This window comes from Photobacterium phosphoreum (genome assembly GCF_002954725.1).
GTDB lineage: Bacteria > Pseudomonadota > Gammaproteobacteria > Enterobacterales > Vibrionaceae > Photobacterium > Photobacterium phosphoreum.
The window spans coordinates 918,401-937,045 of sequence record NZ_MSCQ01000001.1 but is presented as its reverse complement, the minus strand read 5'-3'; the positions used below and the strand labels follow the sequence as shown (position 1 = coordinate 937,045).

General features: G+C 38.4%; 16 protein-coding genes. 11 read left to right on the top strand and 5 right to left on the bottom strand.

The annotated features are described in order from the left end of the window. The first annotated feature begins 161 nt into the window (after positions 1-161). The 4 genes from BTO21_RS04105 to BTO21_RS04090 all read left to right on the top strand — a co-directional run bounded on the left by BTO21_RS04105 (position 162) and on the right by BTO21_RS04090 (position 4,278). Complete coding sequence (locus tag BTO21_RS04105) at positions 162-1,250, top strand: glycosyltransferase (RefSeq protein WP_045029369.1); 1,089 nt, start codon at positions 162-164, stop codon at positions 1,248-1,250. Beyond that, positions 1,247-2,431 (top strand): glycosyltransferase family 2 protein, encoded by a 1,185-nt coding sequence (locus BTO21_RS04100; protein WP_045029371.1) that lies wholly within the window; start codon positions 1,247-1,249, stop codon positions 2,429-2,431. The genes BTO21_RS04105 and BTO21_RS04100 overlap by 4 nt, the downstream gene beginning before the upstream one ends. 64 nt (positions 2,432-2,495) lie before the next feature. Further along, positions 2,496-3,104, top strand: coding sequence for a sugar transferase (locus tag BTO21_RS04095; RefSeq protein WP_045029417.1), 609 nt, complete (start codon positions 2,496-2,498; stop codon positions 3,102-3,104). Positions 3,105-3,195: 91 nt separating this feature from the next. Continuing rightward, positions 3,196-4,278 carry a site-2 protease family protein gene (locus tag BTO21_RS04090; protein WP_045029373.1) on the top strand — a complete coding sequence of 361 codons (1,083 nt, stop codon included), beginning with the start codon at positions 3,196-3,198 and terminating at the stop codon, positions 4,276-4,278. A 138-nt stretch (positions 4,279-4,416) separates the two neighbouring features. Here BTO21_RS04090 and BTO21_RS04085 read toward each other — a convergent pair whose 3' ends face one another. Beyond that, on the bottom strand, positions 4,417-4,770 hold the full coding sequence (locus BTO21_RS04085) for a YajD family HNH nuclease (RefSeq protein WP_045029375.1): 354 nt from the start codon (positions 4,768-4,770) through the stop codon (positions 4,417-4,419). A 476-nt stretch (positions 4,771-5,246) separates the two neighbouring features. Here BTO21_RS04085 and BTO21_RS04080 point away from each other — a divergent pair, with 476 nt between their 5' ends. The 4 genes from BTO21_RS04080 to BTO21_RS04065 all read left to right on the top strand — a co-directional run bounded on the left by BTO21_RS04080 (position 5,247) and on the right by BTO21_RS04065 (position 11,317). Next, the gene (locus BTO21_RS04080; protein WP_045029418.1) at positions 5,247-5,915 is read left to right on the top strand and encodes a DUF2760 domain-containing protein; all 669 of its coding nucleotides are present in this window, start codon (positions 5,247-5,249) and stop codon (positions 5,913-5,915) included. Further along, a complete protein-coding gene (locus BTO21_RS04075; protein WP_045029377.1) occupies positions 5,915-7,750 on the top strand; it encodes an Hsp70 family protein in 1,836 nt (611 codons plus the stop codon). The genes BTO21_RS04080 and BTO21_RS04075 overlap by 1 nt, the downstream gene beginning before the upstream one ends. Before the next feature lie 167 nt (positions 7,751-7,917). Then, complete coding sequence (locus BTO21_RS04070) at positions 7,918-10,782, top strand: Hsp70 family protein (RefSeq protein ID WP_105026692.1); 2,865 nt, start codon at positions 7,918-7,920, stop codon at positions 10,780-10,782. 331 nt (positions 10,783-11,113) lie between these two features. Continuing rightward, positions 11,114-11,317, top strand: coding sequence for a hypothetical protein (locus BTO21_RS04065; protein WP_036795050.1), 204 nt, complete (start codon positions 11,114-11,116; stop codon positions 11,315-11,317). A gap of 150 nt (positions 11,318-11,467) precedes the next feature. On the opposite strand, the gene BTO21_RS04060 is transcribed toward BTO21_RS04065, so the two are convergent. The 3 genes from BTO21_RS04060 to BTO21_RS04050 all read right to left on the bottom strand — a co-directional run bounded on the left by BTO21_RS04060 (position 11,468) and on the right by BTO21_RS04050 (position 13,862). Further along, positions 11,468-12,298: an ABC transporter gene (locus BTO21_RS04060; protein ID WP_065195308.1), complete on the bottom strand. Its 831-nt coding sequence runs from the start codon at positions 12,296-12,298 to the stop codon at positions 11,468-11,470. After that, on the bottom strand, positions 12,298-13,170 hold the full coding sequence (locus tag BTO21_RS04055) for an ABC transporter ATP-binding protein (protein ID WP_082056845.1): 873 nt from the start codon (positions 13,168-13,170) through the stop codon (positions 12,298-12,300). Before BTO21_RS04055 ends, BTO21_RS04060 begins: the two co-directional genes overlap by 1 nt. 377 nt (positions 13,171-13,547) lie before the next feature. After that, entirely contained in the window at positions 13,548-13,862 is a 315-nt protein-coding gene (locus tag BTO21_RS04050) for a hypothetical protein (protein ID WP_045029379.1), read from the bottom strand. 460 nt (positions 13,863-14,322) lie between these two features. Between BTO21_RS04050 and BTO21_RS04045 the strand changes: the two genes are divergently transcribed. Next, a complete protein-coding gene (locus BTO21_RS04045; protein WP_239997964.1) occupies positions 14,323-15,327 on the top strand; it encodes a ribonuclease T2 family protein in 1,005 nt (334 codons plus the stop codon). Positions 15,328-15,905: 578 nt separating this feature from the next. Continuing rightward, positions 15,906-17,408, top strand: a complete 1,503-nt coding sequence (locus BTO21_RS04040) for an alanine/glycine:cation symporter family protein (protein WP_045029381.1) — start codon at positions 15,906-15,908, stop codon at positions 17,406-17,408. 149 nt (positions 17,409-17,557) lie between these two features. Here the strand turns inward: BTO21_RS04040 and BTO21_RS04035 are convergent, their stop codons facing one another. After that, complete coding sequence (locus BTO21_RS04035; protein WP_045029383.1) at positions 17,558-17,839, bottom strand: hypothetical protein; 282 nt, start codon at positions 17,837-17,839, stop codon at positions 17,558-17,560. A 292-nt stretch (positions 17,840-18,131) separates the two neighbouring features. Between BTO21_RS04035 and BTO21_RS04030 the strand changes: the two genes are divergently transcribed. Next, on the top strand, positions 18,132-18,497 hold the full coding sequence (locus BTO21_RS04030; protein ID WP_045029384.1) for a hypothetical protein: 366 nt from the start codon (positions 18,132-18,134) through the stop codon (positions 18,495-18,497). The last annotated feature ends 148 nt before the right edge of the window (positions 18,498-18,645 follow it).

Genomic DNA, 18,645 nt, shown 5'->3' with positions numbered 1-18,645 from the left:
CATCTTCAAATACTGTCTTCGTTTAGTTCAAAGTATAATAAACCCCTATTATATTCATTCTCATTCTGACAATTTCATTACCAATAAAATAACCCATTGAATATAAATGTTTTTTTAATGGCACAATCCATGCATTATCCATACGTAATAAGGAGTGTGTGATGAAAACCATTATTCATGTTGTACAACATTTATCCCCTGGCGGATTGGAAACAATGGTATTGAATATGTTGTCGTTTAGCGATCCTGGCTATCGCGTTTTTGTTTGCAGCATGGAAGGCACACTACAGCACATCGTAAATAATTGGGCTCATTTAGTTCCATTTAAGCATCAAATTATCAGCCTAAATAAACCGCAAGGAATATCATATTCAACGATAAAAAAACTACGCTCAGTCTTTAAAGACTATCAAGCTGATATTGTGCATTCTCATCACATTGGTCCTTTACTTTATACCAGCTGCGCGATTCAATTTAACAGCAACCGAATAAAGCATATTCATACCGAACATGACGCTTGGCACTTGAATAGTTACAAGCATCAATTAATACAATTTATCGCGCTACAATTATCAACACCACTAGTGGTTGCTGATGCTGATTTTGTTCGTAAAAAAGTACGTAGTATATTTAAAACCTACCCCATTTATACGATAAAAAATGGTATCAATCCGTCAAGGTTCACGATTGGTAATAAATATCACGCTCGCGATAAACTTCAACTTTCATTCCCTGCCCATGCAACCGTTATCGGCAATGCTGCACGCTTTGAAACGGTTAAAGGACAACAACACCTAATAGAAGCCTTGCAATTATTACCTGCTTCATTTCATTTATTACTCGCAGGATCAGGCTCAAAATTCGAAGAATTACAGCAATTAGTGCACCGATATAAACTAGATAGTCGAGTACACTTTTTAGGCCACATTGATGATATGCCTACTTTTTATCAAGCACTTGATCTATTTTGCCTTCCCTCTGATAACGAAGGTTTTCCGCTATCAACACTTGAAGCACAAGCTTGCGGTATACCCTGTATTGCCAATGATGTCGGGGGAGTAAGTGAAACATTAAGTACTGATAGTCTTTTGGTTGATAATAATACTGCAGTCACTTTATCTGCTGCTATTCAATCAATGCCACACCATACTATTAGTTATGATGCGCGGGAATTTATTCTGACACATAACCATGCTCAAACGATGACAAAAGCTTATGAACAACTTTACTTTTCAGGAGAAAACCTATGATCATCTTTCTCTCTATAATGACATCGTTTAGCCTCTTTGCTGTCATTTATCATCATGTACTTTATCCAATGTTGTTAAATTGGTACGCTAAACGTCATCCCCAACGTACAGTATCCCCAACACCTAGAAATTTTGCCAAAAATAGCCAAGATTGTATTTTACCAACAATAACCATTATTATTCCTGCTTATAACGAAGCACGATGGATTGCTGAAAAAATACGTAATATCTCCTACCTTGATTATCCTACCGATAAACTAAAAGTCATTATTGCCTGTGATGGTTGCAGTGACAACACTGTGGAAATTGCGAATAATACTATTCAAGAAGCCTTATGTTCAGATACGCATATAGAAATTTTATCGCAGCACAAAAATCAAGGCAAAGTCGCCATCCTCAATCAGTTTATCCCTCAATACGATAGTGATATTATTGCACTCAGTGATGTCTCTGCATTAATTTCCTATGATGCGTTATTAATTGCAGCGAAACACTTTGAAAATAGCAAAATAGGCGTAGTAAACGCAACTTATCGATTACTAACCCCAAGCTCTTTCGGTGAAAGGCAATATTGGGACTACCAAACAAAGATTAAGCAGCAAGAAGCTACATTTGGTAACAGTTTAGGTGCACATGGCGCATTTTATCTGTTTAGAAGCGCACTATTCGTACCGTTAGATAAAGATACTATTAACGATGATTTCATTTTGCCAATGAGTATTGTTGAGCAAGGCTATCACGCTATTTATGACCCAACTATTTGCGCTGTTGAACTTGATTATGTTGATAGAAGAGATGATTTCTCTCGCCGTTTACGTATTTCCGCCGGCAATTTTCAACAACTCATTCGCTTATTTAGTTTATTTAATCCTAAATATAAAGGTACCGCTTTTACCTTCCTTTCTGGTAAAGGATTACGTATTACCATGCCCTATTTTATGCTAATGGCTTATATTGGATCATGGTTATTAATAAACTCTCCGTTCTTTCTCTTTACTTTTATTTGTCAAACAGTTGGCTATGTTGTAGGCATTCTCGGTGTCATACTTCCTCGTATATGTTCACATAAGATTTTCCAAATAGTGGCTTATCTTATTACCGGACATACTGCTAATTTTATTGGTGGAATAAACTATCTTTTCCGTAAATTAATGGGATTATTAAATCGTGTGTATCAATAACATTAAAGTGGCACTACTTGGCTCACCTTGTAAAACAAAAGGTACACGAATTTATCGTTCTGTAATGATTGCTAAACGTAGTTTTGATCTTAGCCTTACATTGATTATGTTAATTATTGTATTACCTTTCTTTCCGTTAATAGCTTGTGCCATTAAGCTCGATTCCAAAGGTGATGTTTTTTATCGTCAATTACGGGTTGGTAAATCAACACCTGATAAAATTCATATTTTTGAAATGATAAAATTCAGAAGTATGCAAAATGACGCAGAAGCCCATACTGGCGCTATTCTTGCCAGCAAAGAAGATCAACGCATCACGACAGTTGGTCGCTTTTTACGCCGTACACGTATTGATGAATTACCACAACTGTTCAATGTACTGCGTGGTGATATGTCTTTAGTCGGACCTCGTCCAGAAAGACCTTCCTTTTATCAACAATTAGAAAATGAAATTCCCTATTTTAGCGAACGCACTTATGGGGTATTGCCCGGTATTACAGGCTTAGCCCAAATAAATCAAGGATATGATACGTGTATTGATGACGTACGCTCAAAAGTCGGCTTTGATCATAGCTATGCGCTATCACTTAACTCATTCTCAAGCTGGTTAAAAACCGATATCTATATTCTCGTCGTAACCATAAAAGTTGTGTTTTCAAGCCAAGGGCAATAACGAGAATATGTAACAACCCGTAACATAAGCTCGTCCAATAATTATTTTTCCGTATAATCCCACTATCTTTCTTTACTCTATGGATAATGCATTGGAACTATTGGCTATCGATTTTTTAGGTAAGCCGTTGCGACTTGAAGGCTCAATGGCTGGATGGCAACAATTATTTTGGGATAACACGCTAGTCTCGCAAATTGCCGCAGCACCAACCGATACAAATCAATTTACGCACCAATTTGAACTTTCAAATAATGAACAAACCATTCAATGCCAACTCAATGGCACCCTGAGTTGGCAGCCGTTTCTGATCCATTATCAAGTCAGTGCTGATCAGCAAATGGTGGCGCAAGGTGAGCGAAATGACAAAGACATTGAACGCCAACAACCACAACAACCGATAACACCAGAAAAAAGATTCAGCTTGATTGGCCTAGCATCATTGGGCATGAAAGCACTCAAAAGTGCTAAATTAATTAAAGTCGTGCTCGCGTCAGCAAGTCTAGCCGCTTATTCATGGTTATTTTCGATTCAATTTGCATTGGCTTTACTGGCTTGTTTAGTGTTCCATGAATACGGCCATATTCGCGCCATGAAATATTTTGGCATGAAAACCAAAGGTATTTACTTAATCCCCTTCTTTGGCGGATTAGCATTAAGCGATGAAAAAATTAACACTCGCTGGCAAGATGTGGTGATTTCAATCATGGGGCCAGCTTTTGGTTTAATCATGTCATTAGCGTGCATGATTGCTTATTGGATCACAGGGGAAATGTTCTTTGCAGGCTTAGCGGTCTTTAATGCACTGTTAAATCTGTTTAATTTATTGCCGATTCTACCGCTTGATGGTGGTCATGTTCTAAAAAGCATTAGTTTTTCGATGAACAGTAAAATTGGCATTATTGCTTGTGCATTGGCGGCAGTTGCTGGCGTAATTTTAAGCTACCGTTTAGGACTGACCTTATTTGGTTTTCTACTGATTATGGGTAGTTTAGAAATCATCTTTGAATGGCGACAACGTCATCAAAGCCATCTATTGCCTTTAGATCGCTACGGTCAAATTTTCTCTACCGTATGGTATGTCAGCCTAGTTGCCGCCTTCATCGGTATTATTGCTTATTTTGCTAGCTTAGGTGACAGTTTACTTAGCCTACCGCTACAAATTTTAGGCACGTAATCGTAAAAAACAGAGAAACTAAGCCCTAAAAAAGCCAGCATCCAGAGATCGATTCTAAAAACGATTCATATGGATATGCTGGCTTTTTATTACCACTATTATCAACAACAGCAATAATAATGTCTCACAACAATCACGTTATTTCTTCTTCGCCATCATCGCTTTAAGATCAGCAAACGGATTAAATGTCGCGGCTTGGTGATCATCTTCACCGGCACGAATCACACTGCCCTGACCATTATCTGCATCGGTGTATTTCTCGTGTTCATGATCATGACAAAATAAGCATAATAACTCCCAGTTGCTACCATCTTGAGGGTTATTAGTATGGTCGTGATCGACGTGGTGAACCGTTAGCTCACGCAGATTTGAATAAACAAACTCACGCGAACAACGCCCACATACCCAAGGATAAATTTTTAATGCTTTTTCACGGTAGCCCGCTTCTTGTCGAGCATAAGCGGCACTGCTGCCAGTATAATCAGACGACATATCTTGACCTATTTTATAAAGAAATAAACCACTAGTCTCTCTAGTAGTTTAGGCAACTCACTGCCAATTGCCGTATTGAACCATCACTGAACAACAAATTTCAAGTAAAGTTTCAGCTCTTCTGTTATCTATCACAATTTAATCTAGGTTGATCTTTTAATACAAACAGTTAGCTTGAAATTGTTTTCATCAGCCTCCATATATAAAAACAACAATATTTTCAGTTAAAAATTACGCAGAATTTCATTGTATTTAACTTAATATTTTGACTGTAATTTAAGCGAAGAGACCTTTTATTCGAGATTTTAGAAGATAAAACCTTGTATAGATAACACCTTTGTAAAAGGTCTATGCTAATATTCATGCAATTATTTGAAGCTGATTCTAACAGAACGTTTCACGAATCGACCTTTAACCGCTAAGAGTAAACAAATATGGCTTTTGATTTTTCCAATATGCTCACTGAATTATCAGCGATGCACGTAGATTTGTCGGCGATGCCAACGAGTATCGACATGGGGCACGCAATCTTAGGCGCATTAGCAGTGATCTTTTTGTTAATGTATCTAACGAAAAAAGGTAAACCTGTTGAGATCGAAAAAATTGTTGAAAAAGAGATTGAAGTAGAGAAAATCGTTGAGATTGAAAAACCCGTCGAAATAATCGTAGAAAAGATTGTTGAGAAGCCTGTTGAAAAAATTGTTGAAGTAGAAAAAATTGTTGAAAGAATCGTTGAAGTCGAAGTTGAACCTAAACTAAAAACATCAACACCAGATTCAGCTTTACAACTACTGTCACTTTTACAACAAGACGCACGCTTTATTGATTTTATGCAAGAAGATCTTAAAGGCTTTGCAGATGCTGATATCGGTGCTGCCGCTCGTGTTATTCATGAAGGCGGTCAAAAGGTACTTAATGAGTACTTTACTTTCGCACCTGTTCGCGCTGAAGAAGAAGAATCACGTATTACCCTACCCCAAGGGTTTAATGCCTCTGAAGTACGCCTAACAGGTAACGTAGTAGGTGAAGCACCTTTTAATGGCACTCTGATCCATCGCGGTTGGAAAGTGACAAATGTTAAATTGCCTAAATTGGCAGAAGGCCATGATGTACATATCATCGCAGCCGCTGAGGTAGAACTATAATGCAAGACACACAACAACATCGCTACAGCGTAGGTATTGACTTAGGCACAACACACTGTGTGCTTTCTTATGTCGATCTTGAAACTGAAAACGCTGATGTCACGGTCATGACAATTCCACAATTGACCACTCCTGGTAATGTGGAAGATAAAAATCAATTACCGTCATTTATGTACCAAGCTCATGAATCAGAGCTAGCAGAAGGTGATACTGCACTTCCTTGGAATGCAAAACCTAATGCCATTGTTGGTGCTATGGCGCGAAACTTAGGAAGTAAGACTCCTATCCGTCTTATTTCCAGTGCCAAGAGTTGGCTTTGTCACGGTGGTGTAAACCGTCGTGAAGCATTTTTGCCACTTAATAGCCCAGAAGAAGTTGTAAAAGTCTCGCCATTAGAGGCGACACAGAAGTACCTTGAACACATGGCTGATGCGTGGAATTTCCAACATCCTGAAACGCCTATTTGTGATCAAGATGTAACGATTACCGTACCGGCCTCTTTTGATCCTGCTGCGCGTGAACTAACCGCAGAAGCAGCACGCAATGTTGGCTTTAAGCACTTAACCTTGCTTGAAGAACCACAAGCAGCTGTTTATAGCTGGATCAAGAACAATGATGACAACTGGCGTGACCAAGTTGCTGTTGGCGATATCATTCTTGTGGTTGATATCGGTGGTGGTACAACGGATTTATCATTAGTTGCAGTTACAGAAGAAGACGGTAACTTAACCCTTAATCGTGTTGCTGTTGGTGATCACATCCTACTGGGTGGTGATAACATGGATCTTGCTCTAGCTTATCGCTTAAAGATGAAGCTAGCGCAAGAAGGTAAGCAATTACAGCCGTGGCAAGTACTCGCCATTACGCATGCTTGTCGTGATGCTAAAGAAGCACTACTTAACGACGCTGAATTACAATCAATGCCGATTGTTGTTCCAAGCCGTGGTTCTAAACTACTAAGTGGCACGTTACAAACAGAATTAACACAAGAAGAAGTACAGCAAACGTTGGTTGAAGGTTTCTTCCCTCAAACAACTATTGGTGAATTACCTGTACAAACAGCACGTGGCGCGTTAACCCAAATGGGTCTGCCATACGCACAAGATGCGGCGGTATCGCGTCATGTTGCTGGCTTCTTAAGTCGTCAAAGCCAAGCAGTTGAAGAATTGTTTGCACAATATGAACAACAGCATGAAGGCTTTATTCGCCCAACCGCTATTTTGTTCAATGGTGGCGTACTTAAATCATCATTGCTGTCAGATCGTCTGTTAACAACGATTAATGGCTGGCTAACAACAGCAGGTTCTACTGAAGCTAAACTACTTACTGGGCTTGATCTTGATCTTGCGGTAGCAAGTGGCGCTTCATACTACGGTTTTGTACGTCGCGGTAAAGGTGTACGTATTCGTGGTGGTATCGCAAGTAGTTACTACGTCGGTATTGAAAGTGCAATGCCCGCTATTCCTGGCATAGAGCCACCACTAGAAGCATTATGTGTTGCTCCTTTTGGTATGGAAGAAGGCAGCCAAGCCGATGTACCAAGCCAAGAATTTGGTTTGATTATCGGCCAACCAGTACAATTTAAGTTCTTTGGTTCAACAGTACGTCGTGACGATGTTGCAGGTACGCACCTTGATTGGTGGCAACCAGAAGAAATGGAAGAATTACCAACGATTCAAATGACACTACCTGTGTCTGAGGGTCGTACTGCTGGTGAAGTGATCCCTGTTAAGCTGGCGTCACATGTGACAGAACTTGGCATGTTATGCCTTGAAGCCATTGCGACCGATAACGGTCAGAAATGGCAAGTCGAATTTGACGTTCGCGAAGCGTAATTGCTCGCACAACGGCGCACTTTATAGTGCGCCGTTTATTTATCTAACAACCAGCCAATGAAACCTGTCAGGGGTACACACTCACCTATTTCCTACCCGCAAAAACTGGCACATCAAGCGTTTCCTATCTGGCTATTTTCTCATCTTAATTATTTTATGGAGTCAGCATGTCTTCATCTTCTCCGCGCTACCTTGTTGGTATTGACCTTGGTACGACACACACCGTTGTCGCTTATAGTGAAATTACGGATACATTAGAAACAAGTCCGATGCATCTTTTTGAAATTGATCAATTAATTGCACCGGGTGAAGTTGCGCGTAAACCACTATTACCGTCATTTCGTTATCATCCAGCGGAAGGCGAAATGGATTCAACACAACTGGTATTGCCTTGGAATGCTGAACCTGTCGCGGGTGAAATTCCAAGTGTGATTATTGGTGAATTTGCACGTGAATTAGGTGCGAAAGTTGAAGGCCGCCAAGTTGTCAGTGCTAAAAGTTGGTTATCTCATCAGCATGTTGATCGTAACGAAGCCATTTTACCGTGGTCATCAACGGCTTCAACGTCTGATGTAAAGAAAGTCTCTCCCATTATTGCTAGTGCAAGCTACCTTAATCATGTGCGTCAAGCATGGGACTATCATCATAGAAACGACAAACTAGCACAGCAAGAAGTTGTGATCACTGTTCCAGCCTCTTTTGATGAAGCTGCACGCGCACTAACATTAGAAGCAGCTGAACTAGCGGGTTTAAATAAAGTACTGTTACTTGAAGAGCCTCAAGCGGTTTGTTACGACTGGTATGCACAAAATCGCCAACAAGCCGATGAGTTATTAAAAGACATTCCATTATTAATGGTGTGTGATGTCGGTGGTGGTACAACCGATTTAAGTCTTATCAAAGTTGGCAGTGATCAAGGTAAATTAACTCTTGATCGTATCGGTGTTGGCGATCACTTAATGTTAGGTGGCGATAATCTCGATTTAGCATTAGCACACGTTGCCGAACAACGCTTACATGGCGAATCTAAAAAACTCAGCCCTGCCGCGTTATCAAAGCTGATTCAACAAACACGTAAAGTAAAAGAAAAGTTATTATCAGGCAATGCGCCAGACAACGCTAAAGTGACGATGCTAGGCAGTGGCTCGCGTTTGATTGGTGGTGCTAAAAGTATTGAGCTAAATCGTGAAGAAGTGCATAGCATCGCCCTTGATGGCTTTTTTCCAATAACAGCATTCACTGACCAACCAAATCAACGCCAAGCAGCTATGGTCGAATTTGGGCTACCTTATGCGGCAGATCCTGCTATTAGTAAGCATGTCGCACAGTTTATTGATCTGCATGATAATGTATGTCGTGAAGCGTTTAATGATTTTAACCTTCATCATCCAGATTCAATCGTTATTAGTGATGATCAACCTGCAATTCCAGTTGCCGTACTGCTCAATGGTGGTGTTTTTAACAGCCCGCTACTTTCAGCCCGTACGCTAGATATTATCTCTCGTTGGCGCGGTGCTCCTGTTACTGAACTGAAAAACCTTCATCCTGATTTAGCTGTCGCTTTTGGCGCTGTCGCTTATGCTAAAGCACGTCATGGTGCACAACTAAAAATTGGTGGTGGTTCAGCCCGTTCATTCTTTTTAACCATTGGTGAAAATAAAGGCACCAAACAAGGGATCTGCTTATTGCCAAAAGGGATTGAAGAAGGTATCGAAGTCACCCTAACTCACCGTAAATTTGCACTAACGCTGGGCGAGCCAGTACGGTTTAACTTAGTCTCATCAACCAATGAGAAACAGCATGATGTCGGTGAACTGATTGAAATCATCGGTGATGGTTATGTGAGCCTACCGCCTTTTATTGCGACCTTAGACAGTGATCGTGATCGTAATCAACTCGCTGCAAATCAGAAAGATCGTGAAGAAGTGACATTGGCTTGCCAGCTAACAGAAGTCGGCACGCTGCAAATTGAAGCGGTAAGTCTTACCGATGATAGCAAGCGTTGGAAAGTTGAATTTGCTATTCGTAAAGATCTAGCTCGCTTAAACCGTAATAAAGGTGATAGCACGTTAGCTGAAAGTGAACTTCCCGCGCGGATGCCAGAAGCGATTGATGCGGTAAAGAAAGTCTTTGGTGGCAGTAAAACAACAGATAATAAAGCGGTTAAAACACTGCGAAACGATCTTGATAAAATATTAGGTAAACGTGATGCATGGGAAACGCCGTGTTTACGTGAACTTGCGAATGCGTTACTAGACAGTAAAAAACGTCGTCGTCGTTCAGACCTCCATGAACGTAACTGGTTAAAGCTTACTGGCTTTACTATGCGCCCTGGCTTTGGCTACCCCGCTGATGAATTCCGCATGGAACAAATCTGGCAGTTATATCAACATGGTATTCAATTCGATACCAATACCCAAACATGGTGTGATTGGTGGACATTCTGGCGTCGTGTTGCAGGAGGCTTAACCCAAGAGCAGCAACTGCTTATCTATAAAGATCTTGCTAAGTACATTACGCCTGGCGCAACGCGTAACGCGAAGCTGAATAAAGAACTCCAAGAACGTAGCTATGAAGATATGGTGCGCTTAGCAGCCTCTTTAGAGCACTTACCGTTTGATAAGAAGCTCCAATTAATTGAATGGTTATTTGATCGTCTTCAAAAAACTCAATATGCGCAAGCACATTGGTGGGCAATTGGTCGCATCGCAACCCGTTCGCCTTTTTATGGCAGTACGCATAACTTATTGTCTGCAGAGCATGTTTCTTACTGTTTACCTGAACTGATGACATATGACTGGCGTAAAGAATCATACATTGGCTTTGCGGCAGTCATGATGACGCGCATGACAGGTGATCGCACATTAGATATCAACGATGAGTTACGCCAACAAGTCATTAATAAATTAAAACAAAGTAAAGCACCAGAAAGCTGGATCGAGATGGTTTCAGAGGTCAAAATATTGACAGAAGCAGAAACTAAACGCGTATTCGGTGATGCATTACCCAATGGATTGCGTCTGATTGGCTAATTAATTTCAATATAATGCAATAAAGGGAGGCAGTAGCCTCCCTTTATTTAACTCATATATTCAATCTAATATTTCTTATTTAAAAATAATGCGCAATTACTGACTTACTGATTAAAAAAAATTGCAATAATTCTCATTTTTTCATTTTAAACTCTCAATTGAAGCACAAAAATAATTCTATTAATCTTCTGTTAAGGTTCACATTGCTATTGTCTTGCTAACAGCATTTGTTTACTTGTTATATAAATAACAGGTCAACCGTTTTTCAAGCATGAGTGGACGTATTGGAACGACCATAATCCCACTCTCAAAAATTCAAATAGGCAAGACTATGACTAATACACAATATGATTTAATCGCACAACGTATCTTCAAATCAGAAAACCAGCGTGTTGCTGTTGCAGCCGTAGTGTTTGATGGTCTATCAAGCTACGAAGCTGAGAAGCGTTATGAGTTACCAAAAGGCACGCTATCTCGCAATGTTCGTAAATATAAGAATGAAGTACAATACATTGAGTCAGTGTCTGCTGCTTAATTATTAAATATATTATTTATAATTGAACCGATATACATCATGTATATATGAAATAAAATAATCATGGTTTAATTAGAGGCAAAAAAAGAGAATGTATCACTACATTCTCTTTTTAATAAATTTATTAATATTACTATTATACAGTTACGTTTAATCACCGCTTCGTAAATAAATACTGACCTTAAATAATCCTACCGCAATAATCAATAATCCAAATAATGTTATCGGACCTAAGCTTACTAATGTTTGCCACGGATGATTACTGGTTAAAATATTAAACGCCAAATTACTGACACGGTTTAGCCAAGAACCGATAGCCATTGAATCAAACAGCATATAGCTGACAAACTTAACCAACGTTACGGCAACAAACAACACTAATAATGGATGGTCAGTTAACTGAGAAGCACAAAAGATAACGCAAGCAATTGGCAATAACGCTAAGCTCATCGCTGCCATCATTGAAATAAATTGTCCCCAATGTACCCCTATTGCAATAAGAGAGAGTGAATTTTCAATCAACATATCCGCAGGCATTACCCACATCGCAACAATCCATACTGTGACATCAATAAATAATAAAAGTAATGATGAAAACAATGGAATAATGACTAATGCCACTAATAATTTAATCGCGATCGCTTTAGTGTCACTCACCGGCATAGAATGCCAAAAAGCTAAACTACCCTCTTTACGCTCTTTTGCCAGTGCTCTTGCCGAGTAAGTAAAAAAACTCAGTAATGACACAATACCAGCCACAAAAAAAGATACTGCGCCGACGACACCAGCAAAGGATGACGTTGTGATCGGTGGTTGCCAACCATCAATACCATTCATCTGTATATTAAAAGAAAAATCATTAATATTACTCAATACTATTACGACCACTAACGTAGCAAATAATGCCAAAAATAAGGGTAACCGTGTAATAATTTTATGCTCTAATACTTCCGTTTTAAGCAACACATAGCTTTGCTTCATTACACCGTCTCCTGCTGTTTAGCTAAAAATATATCTGCAAGACTGGGTTGGCTAACATCGCCTAGTTGGGTTAATCTCGATACATCAGCCCCTTCAAACAACAATCGATATTGCCCTAATTGACAATTGACGGTTAACGGATTTAATTGCTTCGCTGCTACAATATTATCTTCATTAACAGACAAAATAACAAACTCATCGGCTAATGTTGGTAAAGAGGCTTGCAAAACTGTTTGACCATTTTTAAGTACCAACACATCTGTTAGCAAGTGCGCAATTTCATTGACTTCATGGCTTGCAATAATTAATGCGCGATCACCCTCATTGAACCACGCCATCAGAGTGCGATAAAATGTCGAGCGATACATGAGATCTAACCCTAGAGTTGGCTCATCTAATATAAGCACATTCACCTTTGTTGCCATTACAAGTGCAAGGTGTAATTGCACTTTCATACCTTTTGATAATGTTCTTATTTTACTGTTAACATTAATATTAGTTTGATCTAAATATTGCTGCATTTTTTGGGGTTCAAAATGGTCGTGTACGCCCTCGGTATACGCTATTAATTGCTTTACTGTCATCCAATCTGGCAACATGGCAACATCAGAAATATAAGCAAGATATTCAACTATTTTTTCACGGTGCTTTTCAGGTGACAAACCAAAGATACTCAATTCACCCGCGCAACTGTGCATCCCCAATAAGGTTTTAATCAACGTTGATTTACCCGCCCCATTATGGCCGAGTAAGCCAAGAATTTGCCCACTAGCTAAATTAAAGCTGATGTCCTCTAATGCTTTTTTACCATGATACGACTTAGTAATGTGCCGTGCTTTAATAAAAGGTTCATCACAGTTTATATTACCCACGTAAAATCCTTAGGGACTAATTAATCGAAACAATGTTCATTAATAACATAAACAAGTCGCTTTATAAATTAAAGGGTTACAAAATAGGCAAAAAAAATAAAACGACGTTTAATTATCTGATATGAGAAAATGGGCTGGATAATAAATCCCGTTAATTTTCAATAATTCGAACTAAGGCAGGAGTATACAGAGCGAATATAATTAGCTCTGTATACTAAATAGAAGTTAATATAAAAATGCAACTTACTATATTAAAATAAGAAGGCTGTAACCAAAGTTACATAATAAATATAGCATTAAAACATCACTAATATAGGCACAATTATATTGCCATGATTGAGCATTAAAATATTAGGCTTAACTATTGATAGATATCATTATTCTGCTTCGTCAGATAACTCTTCAATAACAAGTTCGTGTGGTGAAACACCGTCTTTATCCATCATAGCTAAAAGTTCAATCATGCGAGAGTGACGTGATTCTTGTTTGAATTCATGTAAAACAGCAATTAGGTTATTGATTTTTTGTAGAGGAATACGTTTGATTACTGCTTTTTGTCGACCTGGTACTTCATCAGCAAAATCAATTAAAATTTGACGGTAGTCAACACGGGCTTCCTTTACCTCACCTGTAGCTTCTACACTTTTTAACATCGCACTGAGCGCTTTTTCTGCAGCAGCGAAACTGTCCATTAATAACCTCGGATAATAATACAAATTTGCTTTAACACAGTATTGGCAAAGCATGCATTGATAAAATGATCAATTTTAATCAGAAAAATTAACATTGTTCTATATTTAGCTAAATGAAATTAATAACCTCAGATGAATAAATGAGATCGGTATCTATTTACCGACACTCTTTAAGTGTTTATACACATTAAAGACTCTATTTATTATAATTGATCTTTTCATTTTCGTGTAGCAGGGGACGCCACTTCGGTGGATATTACTCTGAGTTAGCTTTATTGTGAACACTAATTTAAAAAAATCGTCAATTTATTCATTTTAACGTGAGTTAATGTTCTTTTTTGACCCGATTTTTGGCTCAATATCACATTCAAACATTCTCTGATCTCTCTTATACCTCTTAATAAAAATGTAATATTCAACTATAGTTAGCATTAATTTATCATTTAGTCATAGGTAGACTGTGCGTCCTAATTCTATTTTAGTTACCGTAATTATCGGTAGTATGCTTTCTTTTTCTAGTTTTGTTGCAAACGCATCAATTCGATCTTCTGGTAGCTTTACCTCAAACGGTCATTGCGAAGCCTATCAATCTTTTCGAAAACAAACCAACCCTGACAACACCCAACTGGTAAATAAGCACCAATATGCAATAAAAGCCATTAATAAAAAAGACTTTGATTGGGTACAACTACTTATTCCAAATGCCTCCCCCGCTATGCGTTGGGTCAGTAAATCTTGTGGTACCGCGCAGTTTAATCAAGAGCTAACCGTTAAGCCCTCTTTGTCATCATTAAATACATCATCTAAAAGCTGTAATACCCGTAATGATTTTGACTCATACGTATTAGCCTTAACGTGGCAACCCGGATTTTGTGAACACTTTAAGTATAAAGGCAATAAACCAGAGTGTACGGCAATTAACGATGGAAAATTAAATATCACCAATTTAACACTGCATGGATTATGGCCAAATAAAACCAGTTGTGGCACTAAATATGGCTATTGTGATCGTTATGCACAATTAGATCTTTCTGCTTCGACAATTAAAGAAATTGCACCTTGGATGCCCAATTTTTATTATCAAAAAACCTTTGGTGAATATCAGTGGAAAAAGCATGGCGCCTGTCAAAACCTTGACGCTAACAACTATTTTTTAACCGCAACCAAATTAGTCGAAAAAGTAGATGCTTCTGCAATCAGTCAATTTATAAAAGCTAATATTGGTAATAATGTCTCAACATCCAGCTTTAAAAAGAATCTTATTTCACACTTTGGTACCGATGCAGTAGATCGGATTAGCTTAGCCTGTAGCCAGGGAAAATATTTAAATGAAGTCCGATTAAATATCGGAAAGTCATTTAATGTTAACAATAGTGTCCAAGAATTACTTGAGTCGGGTCCTAAGGGACGTCCTTTTTATGGTAATTGTCATAAGAAAATATACATTGAAGCTGCTGGAAAGTAGTTATTCTCATATTCCATTTTATTTCTAAAATCAGAGAGCATGGTTTTATTTTGCTCTCTACTTTCTTTACCTCTATCTTTTACTATTAGATAGCCTTTACAACACCATATTATGACACTTTAGAGCGTCTTATTTGACTTCAAAAAAACAAATAACACGACAATGAATAATATAGAACTCATTTTTTTAAGCCGAAAAATCTCAGTCTGTGATAATGTACAGCGTACAATATAGCTTCTTCTATCCCATTCACATATTTTTACAACCACTTGATTATAAACAATAAAATAACCACCCCCTGTTAATAATGTAACGTGTTACATAGTAATAATTCTTTTTTTGTGATATAAGTCTCCTTGGAATTTTGATTTTTTGTGCTACCTTGCATCGCCTTTAATGGCAATGAAATCGGTTACATGTTCAATAATTGTAACAATTACTTGATGTATATGTTGCAAATTATTGTCAATAAAAAAACCTATTATAGCAACCGATAGCAAGAGCACTCACAAGTGATGAATGTTCCTCTTCACTAAGTAACCTTTCGAGGCTGCATAGTTTTATTAACAGGAAAAAATATGACTTCTACGAATGGAAATATACTAGGATCAATTAATGACACCTTAATGGCGATTATTGGTGCAGTAAACGGCGTTTTATGGGGCCAGCTTCTCGTTTATTTACTGGTTGGTGTTGGCGTTTACTTTAGTGTTCGTCTTGGTTTTATCCAAATTCGTCAATTTCGCCACTCAATCACAGTATTAAAAAGTGGTCGTGAAATAGAGAATGGTATTAGCTCATACCAAGTTTTTTGTACATCAATGGCCGCTCGTGTGGGTACAGGTAACATGGCAGGTGTTGCGGTTGCATTAACCATCGGTGGTCCTGGCGCTATCTTTTGGATGTGGCTAATTGCTATCTTTGGCATGGCAACTGCTTTTATTGAATCAACCCTTGCTCAAGTTTACAAAGTAAAAGATGTTGATGGTCAATATCGTGGTGGTCCTGCTTATTACATGGAGCAAGGTCTTGGCAAGCGCTGGATGGGCACTCTTTTTTCAATTTGTCTTATTGTTGCTTTTGGCTTTGTTTTCAATGCCGTTCAAGCAAACACCATCACTGACGCACTGCACCACTCTTTTGGTTGGGATGAAACCACACAAGGTATTGTGATTGTTATCTTTACTGCCTTCTTTATTATGGGTGGTTTACGCCGTGTAGCCAATGCTTCAACAAAAATTGTGCCTATTATGGCTGTTGGCTATTTAGCTATCGCGCTAGTGATTGTGGCAATGAATATTACAGAGCTACCTGCAGTACTTGCACTTATCGTGAAGAGTGCTTTTGGTTGGCATGAAGCTGTCGCCGGTGGTGTCGCTTTCACTGCTTCACAAGCAATGCAAAGTGGTATTGCACGTGGTCTATTTTCAAATGAAGCAGGCATGGGCTCAGCAGCTAACGTAGCAGCAAGTGCAACACCAAACCCTAACCACCCCGCTTCACAAGGCTTTGTGCAAATGCTCGGTGTATTTGTTGATACTATTGTTATTTGTACTGCCTCTGCGGCAATGATCATGCTATCAGGGGTAATGAACTCACCAGACGCAGCTACAGGTATTGGTTTACTACAACAAGCATTAAGCAACCAACTAGGTGATTGGACGACCTATTTCATTGCTTCAGCTATTTTACTGTTTTGTTTCTCGTCAATTATTGCAAACTACTCGTATGCAGAAACAAATATCATGTTCTTAAATGGTAATACGAAGAAAGGCTTACTACTGTTCCGTCTTTGTGTTTTAGGCATGGTAATGTTTGGGGCTGTTGCTTCTCTCCCTGTTGTTTGGAGTTTAGCTGACGTTTCTATGGGCTTAATGGCGTTGGTTAATATTGTCGCTCTTATCTTCCTTTCTGGATTGGCAATTAAAGTCATCAAAGATTATGAAGAACAACTTAAAGCAGGTAAAACCCCTGAATTTGATCGCTCTAAGTTTAAAGAACTAAAAGATATTGAAGGTGCATGGCATCCAGATACCATTGCAGAAGCACGTGAAGCCAATGGCAACACGTTTAATAAATAGAATAATTAAATAATATCGATATATTAAACCAGTCAGCAATGGCTGGTTTTTTTATCTTTATTTTTAATATTAATCATATTTATACTAAAAAATAGAAGTAAAAAAAAGGCTAAAGAAATATATTCTTTAGCCTTAAGCATATTTAAACATTATAAATAACCATGTTGGGTTTTCCAGCTTTCACTCATTTGTGCTAAAACACACGCTGGAAGTGGACGATACGCTTTTGCAGGCTGAGTCGCTATTTTACGATAACCACTTGCTTGCAGTCTTAAATCAAAGGCCTTATCTATTGGCTTACCAGCACGTGCCAAATCCCAACGGAAGACACGTAATGCCATATATTCATGCTGTTCAATTTCACCACCATAAGGATACATGAGCACTTTTGCATAGGTTTTTGTTGCCAATTCGAAGTTCACATTAATCATGATTTTCTCCTTAGCACCTATTGGCTATCACTACTGCCAAGGGCTGTATTCAACGTAAAACGTTACAGTGTCGCATGCAAGTTATTTCGCAAAGATCTTGATGTAAAACGGTACATATAACTTAATTATGTGATATTGCGCTCAATATTGTACAGTTAATCGCCATTTCCTGCGGTAAAAACAGTCAAACCTAATTAATTTCACTTGATGGTGTCAGTTTCTAAAGTTTGCACTTTAAACCCGTTATCAGCTGCATTACTATGCTAGATATAACCACTTTAAGGACTACATAATGCAACCACTAAAAGTGCAACCTAACCCACAAATTGCCGTTATTTTTAAGACATGGTCTACGGAGTGGGCAAAAGAGGTTGAAGCTGGTAAGAAAGATACAGCCAATCAATTTCATACTGTATATAACATCGCTGCCGATTTATTCGATAAAGGTGGTGAGATTGACATTTCAATTATTTCTGCATTATTTAATGACTGTAAGCAAAAAACAGAACTGGCAGAACAGCTGGTTAATAAAATAAAAATAAGCTTAAAAGATGATGATGTACGTGCACAGCAACTCATCACTAAAGTAAATACCGCTGCGCAAGATGCTGCATTTGCGATGAATTACCTTGGTCAATTACTACTAAAATCAGCATAATCACATGAAAAAAGCAGTGCTTCGTATGACGCACTGCCTCTCCTTTTCATCAATACTGTTTTGTAACATCACCACTAATTTATTACTCACGCTGTATTATTTATTATATTTCCACGACTAATTGTAGTTTTATTACTCTCTATACTTG

Excerpts from the sequence above, each read along its gene's own strand:
- BTO21_RS04105 (WP_045029369.1), top strand. The coding sequence starts at position 162 with ATGAAAACCATTATTCATGTTGTACAACATTTATCCCCTGGCGGATTG.
- BTO21_RS04100 (WP_045029371.1), top strand. The coding sequence starts at position 1,247 with ATGATCATCTTTCTCTCTATAATGACATCGTTTAGCCTCTTTGCTGTC.
- BTO21_RS04095 (WP_045029417.1), top strand. The coding sequence starts at position 2,496 with ATGATTGCTAAACGTAGTTTTGATCTTAGCCTTACATTGATTATGTTA.
- BTO21_RS04085 (WP_045029375.1), bottom strand. The coding sequence starts at position 4,770 with ATGTCGTCTGATTATACTGGCAGCAGTGCCGCTTATGCTCGACAAGAA.
- BTO21_RS04080 (WP_045029418.1), top strand. The coding sequence starts at position 5,247 with ATGCACGTAGATTTGTCGGCGATGCCAACGAGTATCGACATGGGGCAC.
- BTO21_RS04075 (WP_045029377.1), top strand. The coding sequence starts at position 5,915 with ATGCAAGACACACAACAACATCGCTACAGCGTAGGTATTGACTTAGGC.
- BTO21_RS04070 (WP_105026692.1), top strand. The coding sequence starts at position 7,918 with ATGTCTTCATCTTCTCCGCGCTACCTTGTTGGTATTGACCTTGGTACG.
- BTO21_RS04065 (WP_036795050.1), top strand. The coding sequence starts at position 11,114 with ATGACTAATACACAATATGATTTAATCGCACAACGTATCTTCAAATCA.
- BTO21_RS04060 (WP_065195308.1), bottom strand. The coding sequence starts at position 12,298 with ATGAAGCAAAGCTATGTGTTGCTTAAAACGGAAGTATTAGAGCATAAA.
- BTO21_RS04050 (WP_045029379.1), bottom strand. The coding sequence starts at position 13,862 with ATGGACAGTTTCGCTGCTGCAGAAAAAGCGCTCAGTGCGATGTTAAAA.
- BTO21_RS04040 (WP_045029381.1), top strand. The coding sequence starts at position 15,906 with ATGACTTCTACGAATGGAAATATACTAGGATCAATTAATGACACCTTA.
- BTO21_RS04035 (WP_045029383.1), bottom strand. The coding sequence starts at position 17,839 with ATGATTAATGTGAACTTCGAATTGGCAACAAAAACCTATGCAAAAGTG.
- BTO21_RS04030 (WP_045029384.1), top strand. The coding sequence starts at position 18,132 with ATGCAACCACTAAAAGTGCAACCTAACCCACAAATTGCCGTTATTTTT.